Annotated in this window: 30 protein-coding genes; all 30 read right to left on the reverse strand. The window is 60.6% G+C overall.

The features are described 5' to 3' along the window. Positions 1-9: 9 nt before the first annotated feature. On the reverse strand, positions 10-1287 hold the full coding sequence (umuC, locus tag JJN09_RS10320) for a translesion error-prone DNA polymerase V subunit UmuC (RefSeq protein WP_249490032.1): 1278 nt from the start codon (positions 1285-1287) through the stop codon (positions 10-12). Further along, positions 1280-1705, reverse strand: a complete 426-nt coding sequence (locus tag JJN09_RS10325) for a LexA family transcriptional regulator (protein ID WP_249490033.1) — start codon at positions 1703-1705, stop codon at positions 1280-1282. The genes umuC and JJN09_RS10325 overlap by 8 nt, the downstream gene beginning before the upstream one ends. Positions 1706-1829: 124 nt before the next feature. Further along, positions 1830-2624: a DNA adenine methylase gene (locus JJN09_RS10330; protein ID WP_249490034.1), complete on the reverse strand. Its 795-nt coding sequence runs from the start codon at positions 2622-2624 to the stop codon at positions 1830-1832. A gap of 149 nt (positions 2625-2773) precedes the next feature. Beyond that, the gene (locus tag JJN09_RS10335; RefSeq protein ID WP_249490035.1) at positions 2774-3316 is read right to left on the reverse strand and encodes a lysis protein; all 543 of its coding nucleotides are present in this window, start codon (positions 3314-3316) and stop codon (positions 2774-2776) included. Continuing rightward, entirely contained in the window at positions 3298-3861 is a 564-nt protein-coding gene (locus tag JJN09_RS10340; protein WP_249490036.1) for a glycoside hydrolase family 19 protein, read from the reverse strand. Before JJN09_RS10340 ends, JJN09_RS10335 begins: the two co-directional genes overlap by 19 nt. 49 nt (positions 3862-3910) lie before the next feature. Next, the gene (locus JJN09_RS10345; protein ID WP_249490037.1) at positions 3911-4960 is read right to left on the reverse strand and encodes a phage late control D family protein; all 1050 of its coding nucleotides are present in this window, start codon (positions 4958-4960) and stop codon (positions 3911-3913) included. 90 nt (positions 4961-5050) lie between these two features. Next, positions 5051-5257 (reverse strand): tail protein X, encoded by a 207-nt coding sequence (locus tag JJN09_RS10350; RefSeq protein ID WP_073472996.1) that lies wholly within the window; start codon positions 5255-5257, stop codon positions 5051-5053. Continuing rightward, complete coding sequence (locus JJN09_RS10355; RefSeq protein ID WP_249490038.1) at positions 5232-6077, reverse strand: phage tail protein; 846 nt, start codon at positions 6075-6077, stop codon at positions 5232-5234. Before JJN09_RS10355 ends, JJN09_RS10350 begins: the two co-directional genes overlap by 26 nt. A gap of 9 nt (positions 6078-6086) precedes the next feature. Next, complete coding sequence (locus JJN09_RS10360) at positions 6087-8927, reverse strand: phage tail tape measure protein (protein ID WP_249490039.1); 2841 nt, start codon at positions 8925-8927, stop codon at positions 6087-6089. Between the two features lie 150 nt (positions 8928-9077). Continuing rightward, a complete protein-coding gene (locus tag JJN09_RS29720) occupies positions 9078-9677 on the reverse strand; it encodes a phage tail assembly protein (RefSeq protein ID WP_368388979.1) in 600 nt (199 codons plus the stop codon). A 12-nt stretch (positions 9678-9689) separates the two neighbouring features. Next, positions 9690-10193 (reverse strand): phage major tail tube protein, encoded by a 504-nt coding sequence (locus JJN09_RS10375; protein WP_073473004.1) that lies wholly within the window; start codon positions 10191-10193, stop codon positions 9690-9692. A 13-nt stretch (positions 10194-10206) separates the two neighbouring features. Beyond that, on the reverse strand, positions 10207-11373 hold the full coding sequence (locus JJN09_RS10380) for a phage tail sheath family protein (RefSeq protein WP_249490040.1): 1167 nt from the start codon (positions 11371-11373) through the stop codon (positions 10207-10209). 103 nt (positions 11374-11476) lie between these two features. Next, positions 11477-11920 (reverse strand): phage tail assembly chaperone, encoded by a 444-nt coding sequence (locus JJN09_RS10385; RefSeq protein WP_249490041.1) that lies wholly within the window; start codon positions 11918-11920, stop codon positions 11477-11479. Between the two features lie 2 nt (positions 11921-11922). Next, positions 11923-13896 (reverse strand): phage tail protein, encoded by a 1974-nt coding sequence (locus JJN09_RS10390; RefSeq protein WP_249490042.1) that lies wholly within the window; start codon positions 13894-13896, stop codon positions 11923-11925. After that, the gene (locus JJN09_RS10395; RefSeq protein ID WP_249490043.1) at positions 13889-14497 is read right to left on the reverse strand and encodes a phage tail protein I; all 609 of its coding nucleotides are present in this window, start codon (positions 14495-14497) and stop codon (positions 13889-13891) included. The genes JJN09_RS10390 and JJN09_RS10395 overlap by 8 nt, the downstream gene beginning before the upstream one ends. Before the next feature lies 1 nt (position 14498). Then, complete coding sequence (locus JJN09_RS10400; RefSeq protein ID WP_249490044.1) at positions 14499-15380, reverse strand: baseplate J/gp47 family protein; 882 nt, start codon at positions 15378-15380, stop codon at positions 14499-14501. After that, positions 15377-15703, reverse strand: coding sequence for a GPW/gp25 family protein (locus tag JJN09_RS10405; RefSeq protein WP_249490045.1), 327 nt, complete (start codon positions 15701-15703; stop codon positions 15377-15379). The genes JJN09_RS10400 and JJN09_RS10405 overlap by 4 nt, the downstream gene beginning before the upstream one ends. Before the next feature lie 5 nt (positions 15704-15708). Continuing rightward, entirely contained in the window at positions 15709-15957 is a 249-nt protein-coding gene (locus tag JJN09_RS10410; RefSeq protein ID WP_249490046.1) for a hypothetical protein, read from the reverse strand. A 52-nt stretch (positions 15958-16009) separates the two neighbouring features. Then, positions 16010-16576, reverse strand: a complete 567-nt coding sequence (locus JJN09_RS10415; RefSeq protein ID WP_249490047.1) for a phage baseplate assembly protein V — start codon at positions 16574-16576, stop codon at positions 16010-16012. Further along, the gene (locus JJN09_RS10420; RefSeq protein ID WP_249490048.1) at positions 16573-17085 is read right to left on the reverse strand and encodes a hypothetical protein; all 513 of its coding nucleotides are present in this window, start codon (positions 17083-17085) and stop codon (positions 16573-16575) included. Before JJN09_RS10420 ends, JJN09_RS10415 begins: the two co-directional genes overlap by 4 nt. Continuing rightward, positions 17078-17743, reverse strand: coding sequence for a hypothetical protein (locus JJN09_RS10425; protein ID WP_116254766.1), 666 nt, complete (start codon positions 17741-17743; stop codon positions 17078-17080). The genes JJN09_RS10420 and JJN09_RS10425 overlap by 8 nt, the downstream gene beginning before the upstream one ends. After that, complete coding sequence (locus JJN09_RS10430; RefSeq protein WP_116254767.1) at positions 17740-18060, reverse strand: hypothetical protein; 321 nt, start codon at positions 18058-18060, stop codon at positions 17740-17742. Before JJN09_RS10430 ends, JJN09_RS10425 begins: the two co-directional genes overlap by 4 nt. Before the next feature lie 2 nt (positions 18061-18062). Beyond that, complete coding sequence (locus tag JJN09_RS10435) at positions 18063-19058, reverse strand: major capsid protein (protein WP_249490049.1); 996 nt, start codon at positions 19056-19058, stop codon at positions 18063-18065. A gap of 64 nt (positions 19059-19122) precedes the next feature. After that, positions 19123-19467 carry a head decoration protein gene (locus tag JJN09_RS10440; RefSeq protein WP_249490050.1) on the reverse strand — a complete coding sequence of 115 codons (345 nt, stop codon included), beginning with the start codon at positions 19465-19467 and terminating at the stop codon, positions 19123-19125. Further along, positions 19464-20606: a head maturation protease, ClpP-related gene (locus JJN09_RS10445; protein ID WP_249490051.1), complete on the reverse strand. Its 1143-nt coding sequence runs from the start codon at positions 20604-20606 to the stop codon at positions 19464-19466. The genes JJN09_RS10440 and JJN09_RS10445 overlap by 4 nt, the downstream gene beginning before the upstream one ends. Continuing rightward, on the reverse strand, positions 20603-22087 hold the full coding sequence (locus JJN09_RS10450; protein WP_249490052.1) for a phage portal protein: 1485 nt from the start codon (positions 22085-22087) through the stop codon (positions 20603-20605). Before JJN09_RS10450 ends, JJN09_RS10445 begins: the two co-directional genes overlap by 4 nt. Next, complete coding sequence (locus JJN09_RS10455) at positions 22087-22293, reverse strand: phage head-tail joining protein (protein WP_249490053.1); 207 nt, start codon at positions 22291-22293, stop codon at positions 22087-22089. Before JJN09_RS10455 ends, JJN09_RS10450 begins: the two co-directional genes overlap by 1 nt. Position 22294: 1 nt before the next feature. Continuing rightward, a complete protein-coding gene (locus tag JJN09_RS10460; RefSeq protein WP_249490054.1) occupies positions 22295-24328 on the reverse strand; it encodes a phage terminase large subunit family protein in 2034 nt (677 codons plus the stop codon). Positions 24329-24332: 4 nt separating this feature from the next. After that, a complete protein-coding gene (locus JJN09_RS10465) occupies positions 24333-24935 on the reverse strand; it encodes a terminase small subunit (protein ID WP_249490055.1) in 603 nt (200 codons plus the stop codon). 166 nt (positions 24936-25101) lie between these two features. Further along, complete coding sequence (locus tag JJN09_RS10470; RefSeq protein ID WP_249490056.1) at positions 25102-25446, reverse strand: phage holin family protein; 345 nt, start codon at positions 25444-25446, stop codon at positions 25102-25104. Positions 25447-25919 lie beyond the last annotated feature (473 nt).

The following is a 25919-nucleotide window of genomic DNA, read 5'->3' on the forward strand; positions in this document are numbered from 1 at the left end:
GACGGCTTACTAGCGACAGTTGATCGTCCACAATTCATCCAAGCGAGTCGTGTAGCTCTGGCTCATCATCTCACGCCGCATGGCCCACTCTGGGTTGCTAGGAACGCTCGCCGCTCGAAGTGTCCCCCTTCCCCACCGTTCGTTGATCTGATCCAGTACGGCCATGACCTTGGTAGCTTCGGTTGGTTGAGAAGCTGCAAACAGGTCATCTGTGTATTCGCCTGGCTGACATAGGCTCATCAGCAATACCTCCGCTTTGCTGTACTTGAAACCAGTGCGATACACCCGATCCAGCGCGTCAACTGCGGCCTTGGTCAGCAGCCGGACATCATCTGTCGGGTAAGGCATATCGATCACCACACCATTGGCGTACTTCGCCTCCTCAGGATTGAACATCCCGGTACGGATGCTCACGCGCACTTTCTTGCATAGCGATTTTTGCGCCCTGAGCTTTTCCGACGCGCGCATCATGTACGTGGCCACCGCTTCCTTGATCGGTGCAAGTTCCGTTAACCGGGTGCCGAACATTCGGCTGCAGCAGATCTCCTGCTTCGGCGGATCGGGTTCATCTAGTTCCAGACAGGAAGTGCCCGCCAGTTCGCGAGCCGTCTTTTCGATCACCACACTGAAGTTTTTGCGCAGTGTCCAAGGGTCAGCTTTGGCCAAATCCATCGCACTTCTGATTCCCATGTTATCCAGGTGCGCTTTCATTCGACGCCCTACACCCCACACCTCTGAAACATCAGTGTTGCGCAGCACCCAGTCACGCTTCGTTGGGTCACAAATATTGACAACTCCACCTGTCTGCGCCTGCAAGCGCTTGGCCGTATGGTTGGCCAGCTTGGCCAAGGTCTTGGTCGGAGCAATACCAACGCCCACAGGAATTCCAGCGCATCTTAGTACCTCAGCCCGAATCTGCCGACCGAGGCCGTCCAAATCGGTGATGCCGGTGAGATCGACGAAGGCTTCGTCGATGCTATAGACCTCGACTGCGGGCACCATGGACTCGATCAGCGTCATTACTCGCTCACTCATGTCACCGTATAGCGCGTAGTTCGATGAGAACGGAACGATGCCGTGCTGCTTTAGTTTGTGTTTGATCTGGAAGTACGGCTCGCCCATTTTCACGTATGGCTTGGCGTCGTAGCTGCGGGCGATGACGCAACCGTCGTTATTCGATAAGACAACGATGGGAACCTTTGCCAGGTCAGGACGAAACACTCGCTCGCAGCTGGCGTAAAAGCTGTTGCAATCGATCAGGCCGAAAACCGGCACCTGCCTAGACATGACTGCGCACGCTACCAATAATCACGCCCCAGATCGCCAGCTCATCGCCTTCCAGCACGTAACGCGGTGGGTACTTGGGATTTTCGGACAGGAGGATCACCTCTTTTCCACGGATGCACAGACGCTTGCAAAGCGGATCATTGTTAAGCAACGCAACAACAATATGCCCGTGCGCCGGCTCCAGAGAACGATCCACTACCGCCAAATCGCCGTCAAAGATCCCTGCCCCTTGCATGCTCTCTCCGGCAATTTTCACCAAGTAAACATGCGGGGCACGAATGTTGAGCACTTCGTCAAGCGAGATGTGGGCTTCGATGTGATCTGCTGCAGGCGAAGGAAACCCAGCCGGCACCCGAAAAAGACAAAGAGGTAATTTCCGACCGGCCACATCAATAGGGCCTAGGATTGAAAAGCTCATGACGCACGACTTCCGATACTGTACGAATATACAGTTAACGTTCAGAACGGCACGCGGTCAATTTCTGTAGGAAATATCAGATAAACGGGTGGCGGGTAACTAAAGAAATGATAACCGGCAACCGTCAGAACAATCCGCCCAACGCTGCTGGCTCCCAATTCATGATTACTAGCTCACCGCTGACTTCAGCCTTCCCCTGCCGCTGGTTGGTCGTGGTGTAGCGAATGTCCAATGTTTCGAAGTGGAAGCCCGCGAACACGCGACGGATGTCCGGGTGGTCGTTGATGCTAACCATCACTTTGCCTTTGCAGCGACGCATGAAGTCGGCCATCCGTTCGTAGTTTTCGAACGGAAAGTCCACGCCATAGCCGGCGGTTTGCCAGTAAGGCGGATCCATGTAGTGGAAGGTGTGGGCACGGTCGTAGCGCTCTGCGCATTCAAGCCAGGGGAGGTTTTCGACGTAGGTGCCGGACAGGCGCTGCCACGCGGCCGAGAGGTTTTCCTCGATGCGTAGCAGGTTGATGGCCGGTGCGGTGGTCGCCGTGCCGAACGTCTGACCCGAGACCTTGCCGGCAAAGGCATGGTGTTGCAGGTAGAAGAATCGGGCGGCGCGCTGGATGTCCGTGAGGGTTTCGGGGCGGGTCATTTTCTGCCATTCGAATACCTGCCGCGAACTGAGCGCCCATTTGAATTGGCGCACGAACTCTTCGAGATGGTTCTGCACGACGCGGTAAAGCGTGACCAGGTCGCCGTTGATGTCATTGAGGACTTCGACCGGCGATGGCTGGGGCTTCATGAAGTAGAGCGCGGCACCGCCGGCAAAGACTTCAACGTAGCATTCGTGTGGCGGAAAAAGCGGAATGAGGCGGTCGGCCAGGCGGCGTTTGCCGCCCATCCAAGGGATGATGGGTGTAGACATAAAAAGCAAGACCTTTACTGTATGGATAAACAGGTGCTAGGCTCGCCGCGCTTTGTGCACGGAGCAAGAGCCTTGGCTGGACTTGCAGGGACCATCTGCAGGGACGGCGGTCGATCCGGATGTTGACGCATCTGGACCGGCCGCTCTTTTTACTTCGGTGTTGAAACTTCTTTGGCGTATGCCTGACAGGCCGCGAGGGCAATCAGCCCCCGGTCGCCGTCATCGGTGACGCCGATAATTCGTTGAGCATGCGCTGGGTCAAGTTCGGCTCTTGTGGGGCCATGAACCACGCCGCCGGTGGCGGTGGTGGCTGACAGCGATCCGTTGCCGGCGCCGGCGGTGGCGTCGAGTAGGACTGACAGGCGCAGATCAGCAGTGGCAAGACGGTCGCGTAGGCGAACTTGATCACGTTGGGCATCACTCAAGGCTCGGTAATGGGTTTGTTCACTGGTTGCCAGGCGCTGCTCGAGCGCGAGGCGTTTATCCTGTTCGGCACGCTGCTGAGCGGCCGAAGCAAGGGTTATCTGATTGAGCGTTTCGGTGTGGAGTCGGGCCTGCTCTGCGAGATGTTTGCCGTAGCGCCAATCCTGTAATTGCCAGGCGATGGCGGCGGAAGCACCGGCTAAAACGGCCAGCAGCACACCTTTGGCCACCAGTCGATACGGCGTCGGGATCAGTTCGCCGAGACGCATAGCACCGCCCTCGCCCGCCCCCACAACTCCAGCCGATCCTGTAGGCCGTTGAGGCCACCGTTGATCCTGCGGGTGATCGTGTTGAACTCGTTTTGATCTGCCAGTGCGTTCAGCCCATTCACGGACCAGAACCACGCGGCCGATTCAGCGGCCCACTGCGGCAGCTCCAGTAGCTTAGGGGTGCGCAGCAATCGCTCGTCGCCGAACAGCGCCAAGCTGCAGCGTAGATAATTGTCGTGACCGGTGACCTGGATCAGACCGCGACCGCGATAGCGCTGGCCATCACCATCCGCTGCCGGGGTGTTGCCCAGTTTCGCAGCCAGGTTGCCGGTGTCGTATTTGCTCAGGTACTGCTCGCCGCCCAGCTCCCGTACATACTGCAGCTGACCCGACTCGTGACCGACTTGCGCCAGAAACGCGGCTTGCCGTTTCGGCGTGTTGATCTGCCGGTGGGCCATGGCTGCGTTGAGGGCGGATACAAAAACGCCCGCTTGGCGGCGGGCGTTGGGCATGATGCTTTGCAGCTGTTGTTCAGTGATGGACATACAAACTCCAGACGTAAAAAAACCGCACTCAGGCGGCGATGGGATGCGGCTACTGCTTTTCGACGTTCACCACCTTGAGTGGCGCTTTTGGTCCTTTCTTTTTCTTGCCTTTGGATTTACCGGCTTTGCCGGCATTGCATTCGACCGTGGTCGACCAGCCGGATTGGGTGAACACTTGCTCGACCGAATCCGCCAGGTATTCGCCATCAAGCCCGACCTTGAACCCCTGAGCGATGATGGAACGCTCGGCGAAGATGTCCGTTCGCCCGGGCATCTCCAGCCGAACATCGGCGGTCGAGCGATTGAACGCCGACAAGCGGGCCTTGGCCGCTGCCTCAGCAGCGGTCTTGTTCGGATAGATATGGCGGTCGGTATGCACTGCCGGCAGGCCATCCGGAGCGTCATCATTGTCGATGGTGACCACCGCGAGCTTGCCGTTCTTCTTGTCCTGATGCTTGGTCGTCACCGCCTTGTGTGAGTTGCGATCACCGAGACTGAACTGCCAACGGCTGAGGTCGCGTCGAGTCAGGGTAACGGCGCCAAACGCCTTGCCGCTGGCTGTCTGGCCACCCTGACGCGGCATCACCAACAGCTTGCTATCGGCGACCTTCGCTGTGCAGTCGTACTGCTTGGCCAGACGGGTGATGAAATTAAAATCGGACTCGTTGAGCTGATCGACCCGGGCGACCTTGGTCGACACCGGACAAACCGGCTGCCAGCCATTGCGCGCGGCGACGTCAGCCACGATCTTCGACAGCGGCACGTCTTCCCAGCTTCCGCTACGGATAGTCTTGCCACTGCCACGCATGTCGCTGGCCTTGCCCTTGATCACGATGGTATCCGGTGGGCCTGATACCTCGACCGTGTCCACGGTGTAACTGCCCATGCGCGCCAAGGTCGTTTCGGCATAACCCAGGTAGATCTCGATTGAACTGCCACGCCGAGGTAATTGCACTTGCCCGTCACGGTCGTCGATACGCAACTCAAACTCGTCGGACTCCATGCCCGGCTTGTCAGAGGTACGCAGCAACAACAGCCGATCATTGATCTTGGCCGTGACATCGGCTCTATCGGCGACGATTCGAAACATTGGAGTCATGGATTTTTTCCATAAAAAAACCCGCCAAGGCGGGTTTTGAAGGGGTTATAGCTGCAAGTCCTTTTGTGGCTACAAAATGACTGTAGTTCATCAATTCCAAAGCGAGATGCCTTCTTCGGTCGGCATAGGCAGATCCGGCAGGACGATAATCACGCCGGACCGGAACGGCTGAGGTTCATCGGCCAGCCCCTGATTGGCATCGAGCACAGCCTCGACGCTACCATTCAGATGGCCGTAAACGTTGTTGCAAATGACATCGAGCATGTCGCCATCAGACGTCCTGCATGTCGTCGCCATATCGCTCAAACTCCAAAGTAAAACCCTGTTTGCGGGCAATCCCGCCATGCAAAAACGCGCCCCGTTCATCGTTAATAGTCTTCAAACACCACGTCCCGATCACCTCGCCATAACCCATGGTCAGGGTCAGCGGTTGTAGCCTGGCCCCGATGGAACGCAGCATGTCGAGCTGCTTCAAGCCGCCTTTGAAGCCCGGGTAGATCGTGCCCTTGAGCGTCAACTTTTCATCGCCCATACCGATGGCCTGCTTCGCCGGGCGGCGCGTCAGCCGCTCCTGCGAAGCCCAGCGAAATTCGGTCGATCGGCTCAGCTCATCAAAGGCCGCCGTGTCGAGGTTGAAGTAGTACGGCTCAATTTTCGGATCGCGCGGCTGAATGATCATCAGGTGCGGGAATGGCTTCACCGCCTCCGGCGCCGGCGTGGCCTCCCCGGCAAAGGAACTGGTGGGAACGATGTTGGCCAGCGATGGGCTGACCTTGCCAGCGACGTTGTTGATCGCCGTGGCCGCCTTGCCCGCCTGTTCCTTCAACGTGCCAAGCCGATCCTGCACTTCAGCCGCCGCCCGGGTGGCACGACCGTACACCGCGACCACTTGACCAACCTTGGCCTGGGCCGCGTCGACGCCGCGCATCACCCGCTGAAGCTTGGCGCCGATGGCCGGACCAACAAACGGAATGTTCTCCAGCTCGGACGCGGCGCCGGTCAGTTCGCGGATCGCACCGTTGACCGGGGTCAACATGCCGTCAGCACTGCGCCGCCCGGTTTCCGCTGCCTCGACCAGGTACTTCAGACTCGATTGCATCTGCTCCATGTAAGCCATGAAACCTCCTTAAACATGGGGTTCGTCGTAGAGCTTGGCGGCGTTACTCTTCGCCGCATCCGCCATCATTCGCTGCATGTGTGGCATCAGATCCTGCGCCAAGGTTTGCGGGTCCTTGACGTCGCCCTGCACAGTGACCGGCATGCTCAGCGAATACTGGAACTGCTGGTCCACCTTGGCCGGCACCGGTTTTTCTGGCTCCTTGGGCTGAATGGCCAGCGCCGCCGACTTGAGCGGCGCCGTCACCGCCATCGAGCGCGCAACATCCCCCAGCGCCGGTCCTTGCTGGCCCGCTGACGCCATCATGAGCGGCGTGGTTGGCACCGGTGCCTTTGCCGTCTGTTCGGGCTTTTCATCCTCGCCACCAAAAAGCGACTTACCCAACGATCCGCCCAGCGCCGCGCCGCCCTGACTGCCGAGGTAAGCACCGATCAAGCCGCCGATGGCCGTGCCGATGATGGGCACCACCGAACCAATGGCGGCACCAGCTGCTGCGCCGGCCATGGTGCCGGCCAGGTTGCCTGCGGCCGCACCATAGCCTTCGGCTTTTTCGTCCTGGGTCTGGGCGTTCTCGAAAGTGTCGAACGCCATCGCACCGGCCTCCAGCAGCGAACCGCCGGGAATCCCCTTGGCAGCTTTGCCGACCTTGCCGACGGCCTGTACTACCCCCGTCAGTTTGGACATCGCAGCGGTCGGAACTGGTGGCACCGGAGGAATCGGTGGCCTTGGTACTGGGACGGGTGGACGTGGCACAGGAACCGGCGGACGTGGAACAGGAGCAGGGGGACGCGACACCGGTGGGCGCGACGAGCCAGGGCGAGACTGCGGCCGACGCCGCGGGGCATTGCGCCGTGAGCCGCGTCCACGTCGGCGAGTTTCGCCCGGGGCATCTGCGCCACCGAGGTCGCGCAGGGCGTTGGCATTGACGACGAAAACCTTTTTGACTCCGTCGTCACCACCTCGCGCCTCGCCTTCACCATTGCCGCCCGAGACCGCTTCCTGGGCCAGCGAGACGACTTTGAGGCCAGTGGTGACCAGATCGAATTTCCCGGGCTTCTTGTCACCGCCCTCCCCGGCATCACTGCTGCTATCTGCCGGCTTACCCTTCAACGCCGCCACTGCCTTGAGGCCTTCTTCAACCAGCGACAGTGCTTTACCGGCCTTTCCTTTAGGTTCGGCATTGACGCCGCCGTCGCCATCCTCAGCGTTGGTCACAAAGACCTTTTGCACCTCACCTGACTTGCCTTTACCCAAGGCTCCGCGTGCCAGGTTGAGCATTCCTTTGCCCATCTTGAAAGAGCTATACAGACCGGACAGTCCAACCAATGCGGCACTGACCAAACCGATTCCCGTCACGACGCCGGGCGAACTGTCAGACAGCGACGTGATGCCCTTCGCGACCTTGGTCAACGACTCCGCGACGACGTCCGTCACCGGCCGCAAGGCATCGCCGATGCTGCGCATGGCATCATCCATCGACTGGGCCATTTCCGCCCACTTCTGCGATGACGACTCACGCCGCTCGGCGAGGTTCTTGTCGAGGATCCCGGTCGCTTCACGCGAATCGTTTTTGAGCTGGCTGTACAGCGCCTTGTTCTGCATGTAGGCCGACAGAGCGGCCTTGACCTGCATGTCGGCGAACAGGTCGCCGGTGCGCAAAGATTCTTCCAGCGAGGCCATCATGGCCTTGGCCTTGTCCGGATCGGCTTCCTTGCTGATTTTCGACGTGGCTTCGGCCATGGCCGCCGCGCGCTTTGGATCGGTCGCCTGAATGTATTTCTGAGCCAGCGCCATACTGGTCTCAAGCGTCGACATGCCGTTTTGCAAACCGGTCTGCATCGATCCTTTGTAGTCGATCCCGGCTTTTTCGTAAGCCTTAACCGTATCGGTCGAACCGATTTTGCCCATCCAGTTTTTCAGGTTGTTGGCCGCTTCGTCCGAACTGCCGGCCTGCTTCATCTGCACCTGCAACATGGCACCCAGTTGCGTCACCGCATCCAGGCCGGTGATGCCGTTGCTGGCCATGTTGGCCAGCAGTTCCGGAAACCACTTGGCCATGTCGGCCGCTTCAAAGCTGCCAGCCTGTCCTTGGTAGGCAATCGCCTCCAGCGCCTGCTGCATCTGTTTGGGGTCGGTGATCTTGGCGTTCTGCCCCAGGGCGTTGATCATCTTCGCAGTGTCGACGCCGCTGGATCCCTGCCCCACGACAAACTTTGCCGCGACGGGCGCATACTCCAGCGCCTTGCTGAGGTCCATACCGGCGCCGACCAACTGATTGACCACGTCGGCCACATCGTTGCGAGCCATGCCAGTGTCGCGTGAGGTGTCGATGATCTTGCGCGACATCTCCTGCTCTTGCGGCTTGTTGGCAATGCCGGCCTTGATCGCGATATCACGCACAATCGCGCCGAAATCAGCGCTGACCTTGGTCGGTACCGCCATGGCACCGACACCGACTACCGCCGCACCGACGGCGCCTTTCATGCCCTGTACGCCAGAATCAATCTGCTGATGACCCTTGGCTTTCAGCTCGGCTTTGTTGGCCGTCTGCCCCATCGAGCGATAGGCTTTCTCCAGTCGCCCGACCTCGACCCCTTGTTTTTTCAAGCTGTCGAGGTTCGAGTTCAAACGGTTGAGTAATTTGGACGCGCCGGCCGCGCCGGTGTCGTGAGCCTTTTTCCATTCCTCGCGCAGGCGGATGGTGTCGCCAATCGTGCGCTGCAGCACGCGCGCTTTTTTGCCTTCTGCCTCAAGGCGCTGGATGCGCCCGGTCACATCGTTGAACGCGGCGCCGACCGTGGAACTGACGGCACCGCCGATCACCAGCCCGAGGGCGAGTTTGTTTGCCATATCACGGCCCCCTTGTGCCCAGCACTACCGATGGCGGCTCAATCCGTGAGCCACCACACCATATCCGCGAACGGCATCGACTGGATCTCGGCGGCGGAAAATCCGGTTTCCGCCGCCAGACGTTTCGCCGCCAACTTGATAACGCTGGGGTTAAAACCCGTCGTCGTTGTCCATGCGAAAATAGCCGGCCTGCAAGCGGTTAAAATCCACCAGCTTCAGCCCCTCCAGATCCGCCACCGACGCGCCGGACAACGCAGCAAACAACACCAGCTCGCGCTGCTCATCGTCGCCACCCACCTCACGGTTGGCCGCTCGTACGTCGCCCACGGTCGGTGAACGCAAGGCCAGCTTGTCGACGGTCACACCGTTGATTTCACTCGGGCACGACAGCGTTACCAGCACCTGATCGGTGGTCAGCGACAACCACGCCGGCATCGATTCCGAATAATCGGTTTTCGGTACCAGGTGCGAATACGCCGTTTGCACGCGGCGATAATCCGTCAGCTTGAGGCCTTCCAAATCCTTCAGTCCGACTTCGGCGAGACCTGCGAACAGCATCAGTTCGCGTTGTTCATCATCGCCGTTGGCAGCACGGTCAGCCGCACGCACTTCACGCACGGTCGGGTTGCGCAGGTTCAACGTCTCGACGTCGATGCTATTGGCTTGGCTTGGGCGGGTGAGCGTTACGACGGCACCGACTGCACTGAGTGACAGCCAGGCCGGAAGGTTTTTAGCGATTGCTTGGTTCATCTGAATCTTTCCTTACAGGCCGAGCGCCTGGCGCACTTCGAGGAGTTGGTCTTTGCCGTCGATCACTTGAATGCCGGCGACCATGTCGATCTCGTACATCAGGCGCCCGTCGATTTCGAGCTTGTAGTACGTGACCGCAACGGCGTGTTTGATCTCGGCCGCGTCGCCGGCTTTCCAATCACCGAGATCGACCTCTTTGAGCCGGCCGCGCAGGGTGGCAACCACCGCTGTCACCGCCCCCTTCTGGCCCTTGAAGGCGCCTCGGAACGTGGCGTTGAACGCCGTGCCGTCAGCGAGACCGAAGTACTTCAGCGACTCACGGCGCACGCCCTTGGTAACAAACGAGGCTTCCATTTTCTCAAGCCCCTGATCCATCTCGATGGGGCCGGCCATGCCGCCGCCACGATATTCGTCAGTCTTGGTGGTCAGCTTGGGCAGTGTCAGGCTGGGCACGTCGCCGGAGAAGTTCACGCCGTCGACGAACAGGTTGGTGTTGTACAAAGTCTGAGGAATCATTTGCTACGCCCCCTTAGGCTGCTTCAAGCACTTCGGTCATCCACTGATCGGTGACTTCGAAAAGGAAATTCGGGTTTTCTGCCGGCGGCACGTCAGTGAAACGGATGCGCCAATACACCTTGCCCTGGGCGATCTGGCTGGCCGTGTTCAGTTCGGTGTCGGGGAACACTTCAAAGTTGATGATCGCGCCCTGGGCTTTGAGGTCAGCCATGAATGCGTTCAGACCGTTGGTGACATCGGTCACGTAGGTCTTGGTGATCGAGCGGTCGACCGCCCATTTGTGTCCCGCCTGCACCGCGTCCATGAGGATGAACAGCGTGCGAACGCGGGTAACGAATGCCCACTTCGGATCGCTCGACAGCGTGCGGTTGCCCCACAGGCGGTAACCGTCGTCACGAATGATCGTGGTGATATTGGCGTTGTTGAGCAGGTTGGCCCGGCAGGTCTCGTCGCCGTCCAGGTATTCGACTGCGCGACCGGTACCGGTGATGCCGGTCAACTCCTTGTTCGACGGCGAGGCCCAGAAACCGTATTCAGCATCTGTCCAGGCAAACAGCCCCGCCGCCCAAGCCGAACCGGGTGCGTCGACAGTCTTGCTAGTGATGGTGTCCCAATACTTGACGCCCGGGTCGACCATGAACAGGTTACGGCTGCCGAAGTTTTCGGCGTAGGCCATGGCGGCCTCGTCGGTGGTGCCAGGTCCGTCGATGATACCGATGGCGCGCAGTTTCTGCGCCAAGCTATCGAGCGCCGTGACCACCGCCTTAGTCGCGGTATGACCCGGCGCGATCAACAGCCGCGGCTGCGCGTTGAACAGGCTTTTACCGTCGAGCAAAGCCTGCAAACCGGTGCGCTGACCCGAGGCCAGGACGCCGCCGATGATCGCCGAAGTTTGCAGCGCGGCGTCTTCCAGCTTGGCCACGCCGATGGCGACGATCACCGCCTTGGCTTTGACGTAGATGGCCTGACAGGCTTTGGTGATCGCCGAGTCAGGGCCGAAAGCGGCGATGGCTTCGCGCTCGGTGGTGATCAACTTCAGCTCGCCCGCCTTGGCCGTACCGCCGCCGAGAACACCAGGCGTGAAGGTGTCGCACAGGCCGATAATCGACGACGACGGCAGCGAGATGGTGCGCGCCCCCGTCTTGACATCAGTGGTCGTGACGCCGTGAAAGAAACTCATAAAGTCCAATCTCCAGAAACGAAAAAGCCCCGCATAAGCGAGGCTGTGAGGGTGTTGGTGTTACACGTAACGGAGTGAAAAACGCCCCGTCAGTGAGGGGCGTTTAGGTGGGGTGTGCTGACAGCCAAGTCGGCGTCGGCGGCCGGTGTTCGACGAGCGGGAACTGATCCCCTTGCGGCCAGTCGCGCAACTGTCGGCGGTAGGCCTGCAGTTCCGCATATTGCTCTGCCGTGATCGAGGTTGCGCCGCCATCTTCAACTTCGTCGCGATGCCGGGAAACCAGCGGATCGGACAGGGCCAACTGCGCGTCACGCCAAGCCCGCTCGACCGCCTCCAGTTCGTCAGCAGCGAGCGGCGGCGGATCAATCAGCACCGGCTGACCATCAGGCCGGGACGACATTTTTTTAGGACTGACCGACAACTCATCGAGCAGGGCCAGCCAAACACTTTCCGCCACCTCGACCACGTCCCCCGGCATGTCGACGCCGTGGATCTCGGGACGGTAAGCCCCACAGGTGGACGGACTGAAAAACACGATTTTATTCATCTTCAATTCCCTATCGCCCGCCACCAAACCGTCCAATTCGCCTGAGTCGTCCCCGCCGCATTTTGCACGCGCAAGGTGCAACCAGCCGCGCCCAACCCAGCATTCATAACTGCATGCAGCAAACCTATCGTTCCGACGTGTGTCAGAGTGATGTTTCGTGGCGCATTGGGGAACGGAATAGGGAACGTGACATATACATACCCGTTCGCATCCGTAACGCCCGTTCCCCACTGCTCAATAAGGCCGTTGGCATTTTTGGCCCAGCCCGAGCCAGCAATGCTCGAGGCAAACTCCATGGAATATTTCAGGGCCGCAGCACCTTCCTCAAACACCCAGTTGGATTCGCCACGCACCAGAACACCACACGAACTCCCCGGGATAATGACGCTGGTCAAAGCCCTGGCGAGAGCAACGATCATATCCGTCCCCTGCCGGTTGACTACGATGTCAGGGCCCGCCGAGTTCTGAATGTAAAACCTCGACCCGATACCAACCGCGTCCAACAGCGGCAGCGTCCACACCCCCGCCACATTACCGACGATGCGCCGACCAGCCATTGCCGGCGTAAGCGTGGCATTGGCCGTGCTGATATTCGTTTGTCCGCCGAAGTTACCCTGCGCTCGCTGCACAAATTCGGTAGTGGCCGGCGACTTTCCGCTATCGAACAGCGGCTGCGTGACGTAATAAGGGCCGCTCAACGTGCCCGCAAAACGCAGCCCCGCCGTGCCGCCGATCAGCCGCCACTGGTCTTGCAGGCGGATGAATTCGGCCGTGTCGCCCAGGGCCAACACGAGAGGCCCAGCAACAACGGTCGAGGTGTACACCACGTCCGTTCCCGAACCCACGACTTTCAGTCCACCCGAGCCAGCGCTGGCCAGCGTGATCGTGGCCCCCTGCGCCACGCCCGCCGTTGGCGGCAAGGTCGCCGTGAGCTGCGTAGCGGCGGAGAAACTGTGCAGGCCGCCGACGTGCGACGCCAATAACACCAAGCTCGCATCGTTGGTCGTAAACCCCGAATACTCGATACCTCGACGCTTTAAAAACTCGGTCGTCGCCAACGACTTGCTGTTATCGAACTGCGCCGGCGTGGGGGCCGTTGGGTTGCCGGAAAAGGCCGGCGAGAACAACCGGGCAAAGCCGTCCGTAATGTTCTTGAAGGTCAGCGCGGTGGTACCCACGACAATCGGGCCATCCGTCACCAGTTGCCAGATCGTATCGGCCTGCGTTGTGCCGACCTCGACCGCTACCGTCAGATTCGGCGTCACCTTGGTGCTGTTGTCTGCATCCTTGGCCCGTACCCAGGCGCCCACAGCCGCCACCCACGGACCGTTGTCCTTGGCCGCTATCTGGTCTTTCACCAGCACCCGGTCACCGGCGTTCAGCGAAACCCCGTCCACCACCTGCAAGCCGACCAGATTGATATTGGCCGTGGTGGCAACGCGTACCGACTGCTTGATATCGAGCTTGCTCAACTCTTCCAGTATCTGCGCAAGCACCCATTCGCGGGTCGCTAGCACCACCGCCGGGTCAATCTTGAGCGTGATGTTGCCCGTGCTGCTGACCACGAAGTTCATCCGCACCACTTGCGTACGGCCGGAGCCTTGCGACAGCAACGGCTTGAAGCTCGGCGCACAGTTGGCCACCGCCACCAGATCACCGTCCGCGTCGTAGAGGCCGATTTCGCGAATCCACTTACCGCCCTCGTCGGCCGGAATGATTTGCTCGGCGATGATCACCGCCGGGTTGACCGGGTCAACGCGAAGCTGATTCAGCGGCTTGCGACGCCATTCGCTGAGCAACTTGGTCTGAGTGGCCGCCGGCACTGGATTGGGTGGGTCGGCCAACCCTCCCGGGTTCGCATCGCCAACCCCCATTTCCGTGATCTTCCAGGCAATGCCGAGCGCGTCGGCGTTCGCCTGTTTGGCCATCCCCACGTTCGTGAGGATCGCGAAAAACTGCGAATTCGCATCAATCATAATAAACGTCCAGGGTGTCTATGGTGTGTTCGCGGCCGACCACGCCAATGCTGCCGGTGACCTCAATGTCACGCATGACGGGCGGGTAAACATCGATTTCATCGCCGTCGTAGAGGGACACGGCAATGTCTAAATTGCCTTGGGTTTCGAGGCTGATCGCAAGCCGGGTCAGTTGCCGGGTAACGGGTTTGGCATCGTCAATGAGGCGTTCCAGCTCCTGGTACATCTCCTCGGTGATACCCGTGTCGAGAACGCCGACCTTCAGCGCGAAGGTACCCGGCACACCCTCGGGCACCGTCTGGAACCACTCGACGATCTCGATCAAGTAGCCCAGCGGCTCAACCACGCGGCGCAGAGCGCCAACGGTGCCCTTGTGTTTGTGGATGTAGTACGACGCCTTGATGGCTGCGCGCTTGGTAGCTTCGCTCCACCGGTAATCCCAGCGATCCACTGACCACGCCCATGCCAGGTGCGGCAGCAGATGAACCGGGCAGGTATCGGCGTTGTAGAGGTCGCGCAGTGGAACAATTGTCTTTTCGAAGAACGCAGCCTCCATGGCCCGTTCCAGTTGGGTGCTGTTGAGCGGCAGGAGACTTTTCATATCAGCTCGCCAGCCTCACGTTGTAGCGCGTACAGAACGCCGCTTGCGCCTTGGTTGGGGCCAGATCCTGCCATCCGACCAACTCAACCCGGGCAACGCCGGCAACGTGCAACTGGGCGTCAACAGCGGAGCGTGCGACCTCGACGCCCAGCCGCTTGCGCGGATTGATCCAGGCTGCCAAGCGGCTTTTGGCCTCGGCCAAACTGGCATCCGCTTCCGGGCCGGCGCTGGCCATGTGCAAAATGGCGTCGATCTCGTAACGGATCACCTGCGCGCTTTGCACTGTCACCCGATCTCCAACCGGGCGGACATCATCGTCATTCAGCGCAGCAGCCACCGTCGACAGTAGCTCCGGCGGTGCTTCGCCTTCCCCGTCCAATCCCAGTACCGTGACCGTGACGTAACAGGGCGCCGGGCTTTCGGCCGTGGCATCTGCTACCAGCCCAGAGGCGTTACGCGCATGCAGGATGTAGCTGTTGCGCGGACCAGCCGTGGTCAACCCTTCATAGGCCAACTGGATACGCTCACGAAACGGATCATCGTCTTCCATGACCTTGGGCACCGGTGGTACCGCCAACAGATCCTCGGCCTGAATGACCAGGCGCGTCAGGTTGACGTTCGCGCCCAAGTGATCGAGGTCACCGCGAATGGCGTGCGCCAGTAACAGCGCCTTGCCGGCGTCATTGACTCGGGCGCGGTTGCCGACCTTGTTGTAAGCCCCGACTTCAAGCACTTTGACCACTGGATCGCTTTCCAGCGCGGCCGTCCAGTTACCGCCCATGTACCCGCGAAACACGCTCAGCCCGTCCTGATAAACCTCTTCGAAGTCCAGAGGTTCCAGCACGGTCGGCGCTGGCAGCGACGACAGATCTACGGTACTCATGCAGCCACCTCCAACGTGACGCTGTCGCCCAGGTACTTCCCGACGATTTGCAAATTGATTTGCCCGCCAATGACGGACATGACGCGCACCTGATCCAACTTCAAACGCGGCTCCCATCGTCCAAGAGCGCGGGCAACCTCAGCCTGTACGGCGCTTTTCCAGCCTTCGTTGATGGGTAAATCGACAAACCGCCGTAGCTTGCTGCCGTATTCCATACGGTGCCGGCGACTGCCCAGCGGCGTGCTCAAGATGTCGGCAATGGATTGCCGCAGATGCTCGATGCCGGATATGGGTAGGCCGGTGTGGCGATCCATTCCGATCATCAATGTCACTCCTTGAACGGCTCGTATTCTTCGCTGGCTTTCAGGAACTTGACCGCTTCGATGTCGGAGGTCGGCACAACGACCGCCGCCTTGTCGACCGGATAGGAACGGTCAGTACCGGGCACGATCAACAGTCGCGACGTGTAGAGCTTGTCGCGGAATTTCAAGAACTCGGGCGATGAGAACGGTGAGGATGCAATTGCCGGCTTCGAGGACGCTTGCACCTCAGCGACGGTCGTATCGATCTTGGCCATGTATTTCTCCAGGCATGAAAAAGCCCGCACTGCGCGGGCTGTCGTAAATGAATTAATGCGTGTGGTGGTTGCTGTTGCCGGTGGCGTCGATGATTGCTCCGGCGCTGGTGATGCCCTTGGTGACATGCAACGCGCCGTCGATCATCACCGCCGCCTTTAGGTTGATGTTGCCGGTGGTCACGCTCACGGCGGCATCGGTTACAACCGCTTCCGTGCTGGCCACTTTGATGCTGACCGTACCGCTCGGCAGGGTGATGGTGTAGCTGTTGGCCTGCCAGTCGTAGATCAGCGAGCCGCCATCATCAAAACGCCATACCTCGACATGGTCGCGGTTGTCTGGCGGCGGTCCGGCATTGCCGTACAGGCCCGGTACAAACGTGCCTTGTGACACGTCACCACTGGGACTGATCAAACTGCCCTGTTCACCGAGAGAAGGTGCCCGCCAATGCCTGGCCTTGCCCGCCGCGATGCTGTGCCAACGCACCCACGCGCTGACCCATTCACTGCCATCCGACACGCGGCACACCGGCGGCGAAGCGGACAGGTCCACCGCGACCACGTAGCAAGCCTTTATCGCCCCCGCGATCATGCGGTCATGCTGGGCGCTCGCGTAACTCACGGCAGATCCTCTGGCCTGAATGGCCCGTCACCCGGATCAACGTCGAATACCAACGTCCCCGGCGGCTCATCCCGCCACGGCCATTCCTCAACGCCGAGATAGACTTGCTGAGTCCACTCCACCAGCCACACGGTGTATCCATCCAGATGCGGCTGGGTCCAGTCCTGCAGCGATTGCACAAACTCGGCGGGTTCAACTGCCAACCCCCACGTCTGCGCACGCAGCAGCACCGCCAACTGGGTCGCCAATTGCACGGCCTGTTGATGATGGTGCGGCTTGATCGGGTCGACGATGATGCGAGCCTCAATCTTGAAGATCAGCGAAGTTTCGCCGGTGCCGATATCGGTACCCGGCTCGATCTCAGCCACCTCAAGAAACACCGCTGGCAACAACACGCGATCCTTAATGTCTGGCCAGGCTGTGACGGCCTGCACGCCAGGCAAGTGGGTACGCAGATGCAGTTCTACCGCCCGATAAAGCTGGTCCAGGCTGAAAGGTTCGTCAGACATTGCCGATCCTCTTGAGGTATTTCTGCAGCTCAAAGTTGAGTTCCTGCTTGAGGATCTCCAGCAGGCGCTCATCCGCTTTTTTTACCCAGCTTTCGAAGTGCGGCCGAGCTTGCTCCAGCGATACCTTGGCCTTGGCCAGCGGGAAACGGCTGCCGTTTTCGGCAACCCAACCCGAGCTCGGTCCGCGACCAGGTGACACCGTGCTGTCGGGGTAGTCGTCCGCGTTGAAATGCTTGCTGGCCGTGCGAATCCAGATGTCGGGCTTGTTGCCATAGACCTTCTTGAGGAAAGCCCCTTGGTAACGCCGCCCCGCCACTGACACGCCGCTGCCGCTTTGCCGCGCTCGGCCGATCCGGCTGGACTCGATGGCGTTCAAACCGAACCACAGTTTGCCGCTCGCGGCCCCGCCGGAAACCGGATAGCTGCGCAACCGCTGACGCACCGCTGCAACAGCAATGCGCTCTGACCGGCTGACGGCTCGGGCGATGTGCGTGCGCAACCAACCCAACGTCTTGTTGATTGCGCGCCGATGCGCCGCCGCAGCAGCTTTCGGCACCACCTTGGCAAAGTCCTGGAACGCCTGAAAGTCTGCGGCCGAGGACTGGATGGAGATCATCCCGCCCCCGGCAGAGGGTTTGAAATAGCTGCCGACGCTCATGGGCGCAACCTCAGAATCAGGGCAACCAGACCGTCGCCGCTCGGTTCGAGCTGGATCAGGTCGTAGTCACCGCCGCCGTCCAAGGCAGGTAAGTCAACGCTGACCAGCATCCCCTGCTCCAAGCCCTGCGAATCACTGACGCGGATCTCGAAGCGCGGCTCGCGTAATCCGGTGTTGAGCTTGCCGAACTTGGGTTGCAGCCAGGGCGCGGCGAACATGCCGAACACTGGCTCATCGCGACCTTCTATCCGCGCCGTATCGCCCAGCGTTTCGAACACCACCGCGTCGACCTCAGCAATCAGATCGCGAAAGCCCACGGTCAGAGTTCCAGCTGGATCTGTGCGCGTGGTCGCGTGCACAGGTGCAGCGGGTTCGACTGGGCTTCACCGGCAACACCCTTGTTGAATGGCAGCGGTTCGAGCTTGCTGTAGTACGGCAGGCCTTCGGTGTTGACCGTCTCCATGTAGTCAGCCGGTGCGAAGGTGGAGATGTAAAGATCCGGGACGCCTTCGGGAATGAGGCGGGCCTGATCGTCATGCACGAACGACACACCGGAAACCTTGCCCCGGTAGCGCTCCCAGACGATGCCGCCGAACTCGAAGCTTTCACGAGAGTCACCTCGCAGAGCAGCGGCTTGCATGGTGTTCAGGTAGGTGTCCCGCACGGACTTGTGCGAGATCAGCTTGTTCCAGAAGCTTTTGCCGCAGAAGGCACGGGAACCGGTGCTGGTCACGCTGCCCAGCGCGTCCTCTTGCATATCCAGGGCCTCGCCTGCACGGACACGCACGTCAGTATCAGGGTTGCCCAACCCCATCGACATTTTCTGACGTTGGACGCCGAAGGCTTTATAGATGTCCAGCAGTACAGTCTTGCCATCGGCATCCAGCACCTGACCGCTCAGCGCTCCCATACGCTGGAACTCGTGAGTCGCGTCCAACTGGCGACGAGCCTTGGCCAGGCGACGGTTGACCACGTCTTGTACCGACTGCAGTTCGGTTCGGGTGCCGAAGGCGCGAATGCCCTGGATCTCGTCGGCCTTGATCGTGAACCGCTCCGGCAGGTGCACAGTGTTGAAAGGGATCAGCGTTCGTCGGTTGCCGCCGACCACCAGCCCCGACGTGCCGCGCTCACCGGCTGGCACCAGCGCCAGGGTGTCGCCGTCTTTCTCGATCTGTACCGTCAAGGAAGTGGTGCCCTCTTCGCGGAACAGCCCGAGACTACTGATACGGCCCGGCAAGTATTCTTGTTCGCTGATCGCAGCAGTCAGCGATGGAACGCTGAAAGCGTCGTCTTCAAAAATGGCGATATCGGCCATGGGTGTACTCTCCAGAAACGAAAAATCCCGCTCGCGGCGGGATGCATAAAAAGGAAGAAGCGCCTTAGCGAACGATCACGAAATGCGCGGCCAGGGCTTTCTCGGCGGCCGGATCAAGACCGGTCAGATGAGCTTCGCTGACTTCGGCCAGTCGCACCACGGCGCGACCGCGCCGAACAACGTCTGACTCTCCGAGCGGGCCATAGAGGATCGCGACAGCGTTCTCCGTACCGTCTTCGGCGGTCGGGTTGTACGGTGCGAATTCGCTGGACGTGGTCACCAGCCCGAGGATCTGACCGGGCTCCAGTGCCGGGCCAGCCGCGACGTTGATCGCTTCTCGGGAGATGTTGCCGGCGCCTTCGGACAGCAGGAATTCGCCCGCGTGCATCGGCTCCAATTTAGATGTCATGGTCTAGCTCCTTTCGAGGTTTGGGATTGTGCGGCCCGGCGGGCTGCCCAGATCGAGTTTGGGTCAGGTTGCTTGGCCAGCACCTTCGGGGCTGGGTCTTCGTTCTGCGGCAGGCTGTTGTCGATCTCGAAGCCCCCACCTTTTCCTACGACTTTGTCGAAGAGCCGCGCACGCACGGCGCTGGTATCCAGTCCGGCCTGAACAAACTCCACCGCAAACTCGGGCAGCCGGGCGGCTACGCAAAGATCGCGGATCGACTTGGCCTGGGTGATCGCGGCCTTCACGGTCGCCTCATCCATCAACTTGGTGGTGGCAAGCAGTGGCTCGATCAGGTTGCTCATTCCGCCCTGGTTGCAGGACTGGGTGATCAGAAGAGCCAGTGCCGACGCATCCTCACCAGGTGCTGGTGGCTCAGGATTGTTGACCACCGGCTCGGTCGGTTCCGTGGGCTCCTTGAGCAGATCCAGCAGCGCCTTGGGCGTGTGCTGGTATTTCTGCATCACCATACCTTGCCCCAGACATGCCTTGATTTGCACGCCGTCGCCGACCTCGTCGGCCAATCCGAGGGCCACCGCTTCGCGAGCTGTCAGCCAGGTCTCGGCATTGACCAGGCGCCGCAACTCGACTTCGTCGATGTTTGGCGCTTTGGCCTTGTAGGCCGCGATGATGACTTCCAGCGCCTGATCCAGCGCGGTCGCCACCTTGCGCAGATCCTCAGCATCGCCCGAGGCATACGTCCACGGGTTGTGAATCATCAGCATGGCGTTTTCAGCGACCACCACCCGGTGCGCGCCACAGACCGCTACGCTCGCCGCACTGGCAGCCAAGGCATCGACCCGACCGGTGCAGCGCTCACCCAATCGCGACAAGGCGTTGTGAATGGCCAGACCGTCGAACAGATCGCCGCCGATGCTATTGAAGGCTGCAACGACCGGCGACACGCCGTCATCCAGCGCTGCGAGGTCACGTATGAATTGATTGGCGGTAATACCCCATGCACCGATCTCGCCGTAAACGTAGACCTCAATGGTGCGCTGGTCGGCTTCGCCGCTGGCCCGAAGGCTGTACCAATGTTGATTTTGGGTTGGCAGTTGATCGCCGACCTTGTTGAAGATTCGTAGAGGGAACGGTGGTTTCATGGTTTCTCCTGATCGTCAGGGTGGGCATCGGCCTCGACGAGCGTTCTGTAATTGAGGCCCAGGTCGCGGGCCCGCTGGGCGTCGGCGGCATTTTCCGCGTCGACCGTTTCGGCGTCGTAACCTGTACGCAGGCACATCTCACTGCGCGAGCCGAATCCGGCGTTGACCTCCAGCATTCGCGCTTGCACGTCCTGTACCGGTTGGATGTAGGCCCAGCCTTGCGGCACCCAGCGAGTGCGCAGAAATTCGCGGCGGCGACTGGCGTAGTCCGGCAGGTCGATCACCCCAGCCAGTACCGCCATGTCCAGCCACGCAGCGCGTACCGGCCGGCATAGCTGGTGGATGTAGACGTTGAATTGCAGCTGTTCGAGGCGTCGTCGGAACTCGTTCAGCACCACACGCAGCGCCCGGTCGTTGATGCCTTTCATGTCACCGGTGAGGATCTCGTAAGGCGTGTCGGTGCCGGCCGCTGCCGCCATTAGTTGCTGTCGCATGAAGTCTGGGTAGTTGTTGCCGGCGTCCGGTGGTTTGGAGAACTCGACCTCCTCACCGGCGCCCAGCTCCTGCATGGTGCCGGGCTCCAGCGCGACCATCGGCGTGAAGCCGTCGCGGTCGGTGGTGATCAACTGGCCGGTGACCGGGTCGCGAGGTACTTGGCCCATTTCCGGCGATGGGCGCTTGATGAAGCCGGCAAACAGATTGGAGACCTCTTGCCGGAACAGCACCGCGTCGTCGTAATTGTCCAGGCTGCGCAGCCGCTTGAGGACTGGCGACATACGCGGCACGCCGCGCAACTGCCCAGGCTCCAGTGGCTCGAAGATATGCAGTACCTGGCTGGCCGGTACACGCACCAGCTGGTTGTAGCCGCTGTTGAGCGACGACGCGTCACGCGGGTGCGAGCGATACATCCAATAGGCCACACGCTTGCCGGCTGGGTTGAACTCGATCCCGGCGCGAATGATGTTGCCGTCGCGGGTGGTTTCGAATTTGTCGTGCGGCACAAACTCCGGTGCCAGAGTCTGCAGTTGCAGCGGTACGACCAGCCCCTCGTCGAGACCACGCGGGCGCAACCTCACAAAACATTCACCCGCCGTTTCCACAGTGCGAGCCACCAGGGCCTGCTGACCGTAGAAGTCGCAGAGACCGTCAGCGTCAGACTCGTCAGCCCAGTCTTCCCACAACTCCTGCAGCAGGTTGCGCAGTTCTTCGTCCTTCACCTTCGGGCGCGGAGTAATGCCGGTGCCGATCAGGTTGCTGACGCGCTTATTGATCGCGTTGGCCGCGTATGGGTCATTGCGCACCGCTGCCCGCGACCGGGCTCGCAGGTTGCGCAATGCTGGGGTGTTGATGCTGTTGATGCCGTTATCAGAGGCATCCCAACTGGCCGAACGGCGGCCCTCTCCGGCGCCTTCGTAGCTGGCTTTGATGTTCGATGGCAGCAAAAATCCGCTACGCGTCAGGGCCGGAAACTGTCGAGACATCAGATTCCCTTGCCTCCGTGACTGAGCCGCACGACCCGCGAGCGCGGAGCGGCAGCGCTGATTAGCGAACTGCGGATTTCTTCACGAGCGCGGAGCAGTTCGTCGACGTCGCGGTATTCCACCGTTCGGTCGCTGTAGCGCACGGTCTTTTCGCCGCGCGCAATGGCACGCTCGATGACTTCGAGATGTTTCTGGGTAAAGGACATATCAGCGTCTCTTCAGGTAGCCGCTGGTGGAGCTGCGGCGTTGAGGGGGTGCAGCTGGTGGTCGCGGTGGAGCGACTGGCGCGGAAGGTAGTGGTGCGGCTTGAGCCTGTCGCACAGCCGCTGGTTCAGGTGTTGCGCCTTCGTCGACGCGCTCACCTTGAACCGGCTTGATGCCCAAGGCATCGTCGAACAGACCGGACTGGGCAAGAGCCTGACGCACCCGATCCCAGTCGTGTTCCTGGTAGCGGTTGATGCCGAGGTAATGGGCCATGGCCAGGCAGTACACCATCAGATCGAGCGCTTCGTTGCGCTCGGCCTTACCCTTGACCCATTCGATGCGTTTGTGGCCGCGCACGTAACGCACGACCTTGCGCTCGGCGACGCACTGGGCGAAGAACTCGTCCGGCAGATCATTGGCAAAGTGCAGCGAACCCGGGCCGTCCGGGAACGGATAGCGGTTGTAGATCCAATCCTTTGCCGTGTCGGTGCCGACGAACCACAGCTCGGCGCCGTTACGTTCGGTCTGGCCTTTCCAGGTCACGTCGACCAGGGACGGGCGCTGTGCGATGACCGGCCTGCCCGGCTTGCTCGCGCCTTTGATGGCGAAGACATTGCGCCAACGACGCACGCGGCAGAACTGATAAACCTCGTCGGTGTGGTGACCGCCGGAGTCGACGCCAACGGCAAGGATGCCCAAGCCGACGCCGCAAGGATGCCGGTAGCGAGCCTTGAGCTTTTCGTCCAGCACGGACCAGGTACGCTCGTCAGCTGGATCGCCCCAGATGACCTGGTGATCGACCACCCAGCGCTCCATGCCGACACCAAACCCCATCACCATCATTTCCAGGCGGTTGGCTTGGACGTCGACGGCACCGGTCAGCATCAGCACACCGGCCGGCATCGTACCGAGGGTGTAATTCTCCAGCCGCGCCCGAGCAATCAGCACTTCCGCCTTGGTCTGTTCGAGTGCGCTATCCCAAACCTTGGCCAGACGGGTGTTGTAGAACACCTGCATCAGGCTCGTGTCGCCCTGGGCTTGGGCTTTTTTGGCGTCTTCAAACTCGACCGCTAGCGATCCCCAGTCCATCCAACCTGTCGGCGAGTAGAGTGCGTTGAGATGAAAGCCAACGGTTTTGCCATCGCCGCCAGCATGAGCACGCCATTCGCCTCGGGCGAGCATATCGCTCTTGTGGTGTTCCTCGATCAGAACGTCACAATCCAGACCGGACGCCGCGCATTTGTAATGCACGACGCTGAAATCGGCCGAGTAGAGTAGGTTTTCCCACTCAAGTACCTGCATGTGCCCACAATGCGGGCAAGGCACGTAATAGTGTCGCTGGTCGCTGGACTCGAACAGATCCGCGATTCGCGAGGCGCCCTTGATCGTTGGCGAGCTGGAAAAGTAGATCTTGGCGTTGCGGCCGAAGTTGGTCGCCCGCGTCTCTGCCAGCCGGATGGGATCACCCTCCTGACCGACGTCGTTCTCCCAGCGGTCTACCTCGTCACCGTAGATGTAACGCGCCGACAACTCCGACAGGTTGGCCGCAGAACCGGCGGTGGTGACGTACAGCGAACCGCCCTCGAACTCCTTGGTGTCCATCGTGTTACGTGCATCCCGCGAACGGGTAGCAGCGACTCGCTCGCGCAGAACCGGCGTCGCTTTGATGGTCTTGCTGATCCGCCCAGACACCCGCTTGGACAAGCTCAGGCTAGGCAGCAGTGCCAGGATGTTAGACGGCGCCATGTGGATCAGGCCGCCCATCCAGTTCAGGGCGATCTGGGTTTTCATCAACTGCGAGGCCACCATGGTGACCACGCGTCTGCAAGGGTGAGCCGGCGACAGGCAGCGCATTGGCTCGCGGGCGTAAGGTGTCCGTGAGGTGCGGTACTGGCCGGGTTCAGGAGCGCCAGTGTCTCGCGGGATCCGCATGTACTCGTCGGCCCATTCGTCGATCCAAAGGTCTGGATCGGGGCGCAGTCCACGGAAATAAGCCTCACGGTAAACCTCTGCACCGTCAGGAAATTCCGTGTGCATGGGTTCAGTCCGTTGTCATGGCGTGTTCAAGATCTGCCGAAGAGAGCCGCTCGGCTTCCTCCAGCGTTCGACGGAAGGTGGCCGTCAGGTGTTTTTCGATCAGCCAAGGGTCGGTCATGGCCGCAAGGTCGTGGGACAGTTGCGGCAGCGGACCGAACAGTTGATCGCGCAGCAATCGGCCGGCGTTGTAGGCGCCGGTTTCGACCGCTTCTTTGGAGACCAGCGAGCCTTGAGCTTTGCCCAGTTCGATCTCCGCCAGCTTGGCCATGTTGTGTTCACGCAAAGCGCGGGCCTTTTGGAAGTCGGGGAGCTTGCCGTCGCCGATAAGCACCTGCGGCGGCGCAGCCGTGGAAGTCGGCTCGGTTTGGGTCGACAGTTGGCTGTACACGTCACGCTGTATCCGGTCTTGTTGGTGGCGTTCAGCGACGGCGGTTTTGCTTGGGTCAGCGGTGTCGCGAATCAACGCTTCGCTGGCCTGCACATCCACCAGTTTTCCATTCGGCGACAGCACCAGGCGGTTGTTGTTTTTCAACCAGGTGATGTAGCTCGGTGCCCTGCCTATCCGCGCCGCGAAGGCGCTTTTCGACAGGTAAGATGGTTCTGTCATAAGCCCTCCTTTCAACGGCTTTTCAATGCAGACCTTTCAATTTCAATGGATTGAATTTCAGTAAGCTGGGGGCGCTCCCGCTAACACTTTCCCGCGGGTTTCCGACCCCGTGTCCTTCAGATACCGCTAGGGTCCCCGGCGGATTTCGGCGCCCCAAATCGGTGCATCACCCCTGCTCGCCCCCGGCTGGCGGGACTTCGCTGAGGCCCAGCCGCTTGGCTGCCCAGCGTTCGTACAACCCGATGGCAACATCGGCACCGGCCATCGCGGTGAGGCAACCCAACGCGCCCGCCGTCCAGATCGACATGCCGGCGGCGATCATCAGCATCATCGCCGACACCCCGCAGACAATGCAGGCACCAGATCGAAGCGCAAGGCGGCGCAACAACGCCCAGCCCCGCGCCCCATCCTTGTCGGCCCTCCACATCTCCCCCGATACGCCGCCGACCAGGGCCAGGACGATCACTAACCAGATCGGCATCTCTGCCAGCGCTTGTTGCTCGTTTGTCATCGCCAACCCCTAAACGCAAAAACCCGGCGCAATGGCCGGGTTTGGTGGTGTGGTGCCTGCCGCTCTCTGCGGTCGCACCTATCGAAGATGCCTACTTTTTACAGGTCGATTCCGGTGGCAGCAACCCCGGTTTAATGCCACCCGGCGAATATGTGGGTAACACCGGGTGAACGCCTAGCGAATGTCGGCGAATATCCCACCCCGGCATTCTGCTGTTACGGCGGCGTCCCATCTGTCCCACCCTTCAGAATCGAAGTAGGACGCCTGAGAGCGCCTAAAGTCGGGGCTTCGCCCCACTGTCCTACTTATCTCTCTCCTTTCTCGTGTAATGGAAGAATCTTAAAGAACACGCATGCGCGTGAAACGCGCGTATTGCTGCCCGCTACGCTTACACGGGCGGGAGGCACTTTGCAGCGGGACGGTGGGACAGCCCAACAACGACAAGGCCCGCACCTGTCCCACTGCATCAAAAC

Source organism: Pseudomonas sp. HS6, assembly GCF_023375815.1.
Lineage (GTDB): Bacteria > Pseudomonadota > Gammaproteobacteria > Pseudomonadales > Pseudomonadaceae > Aquipseudomonas.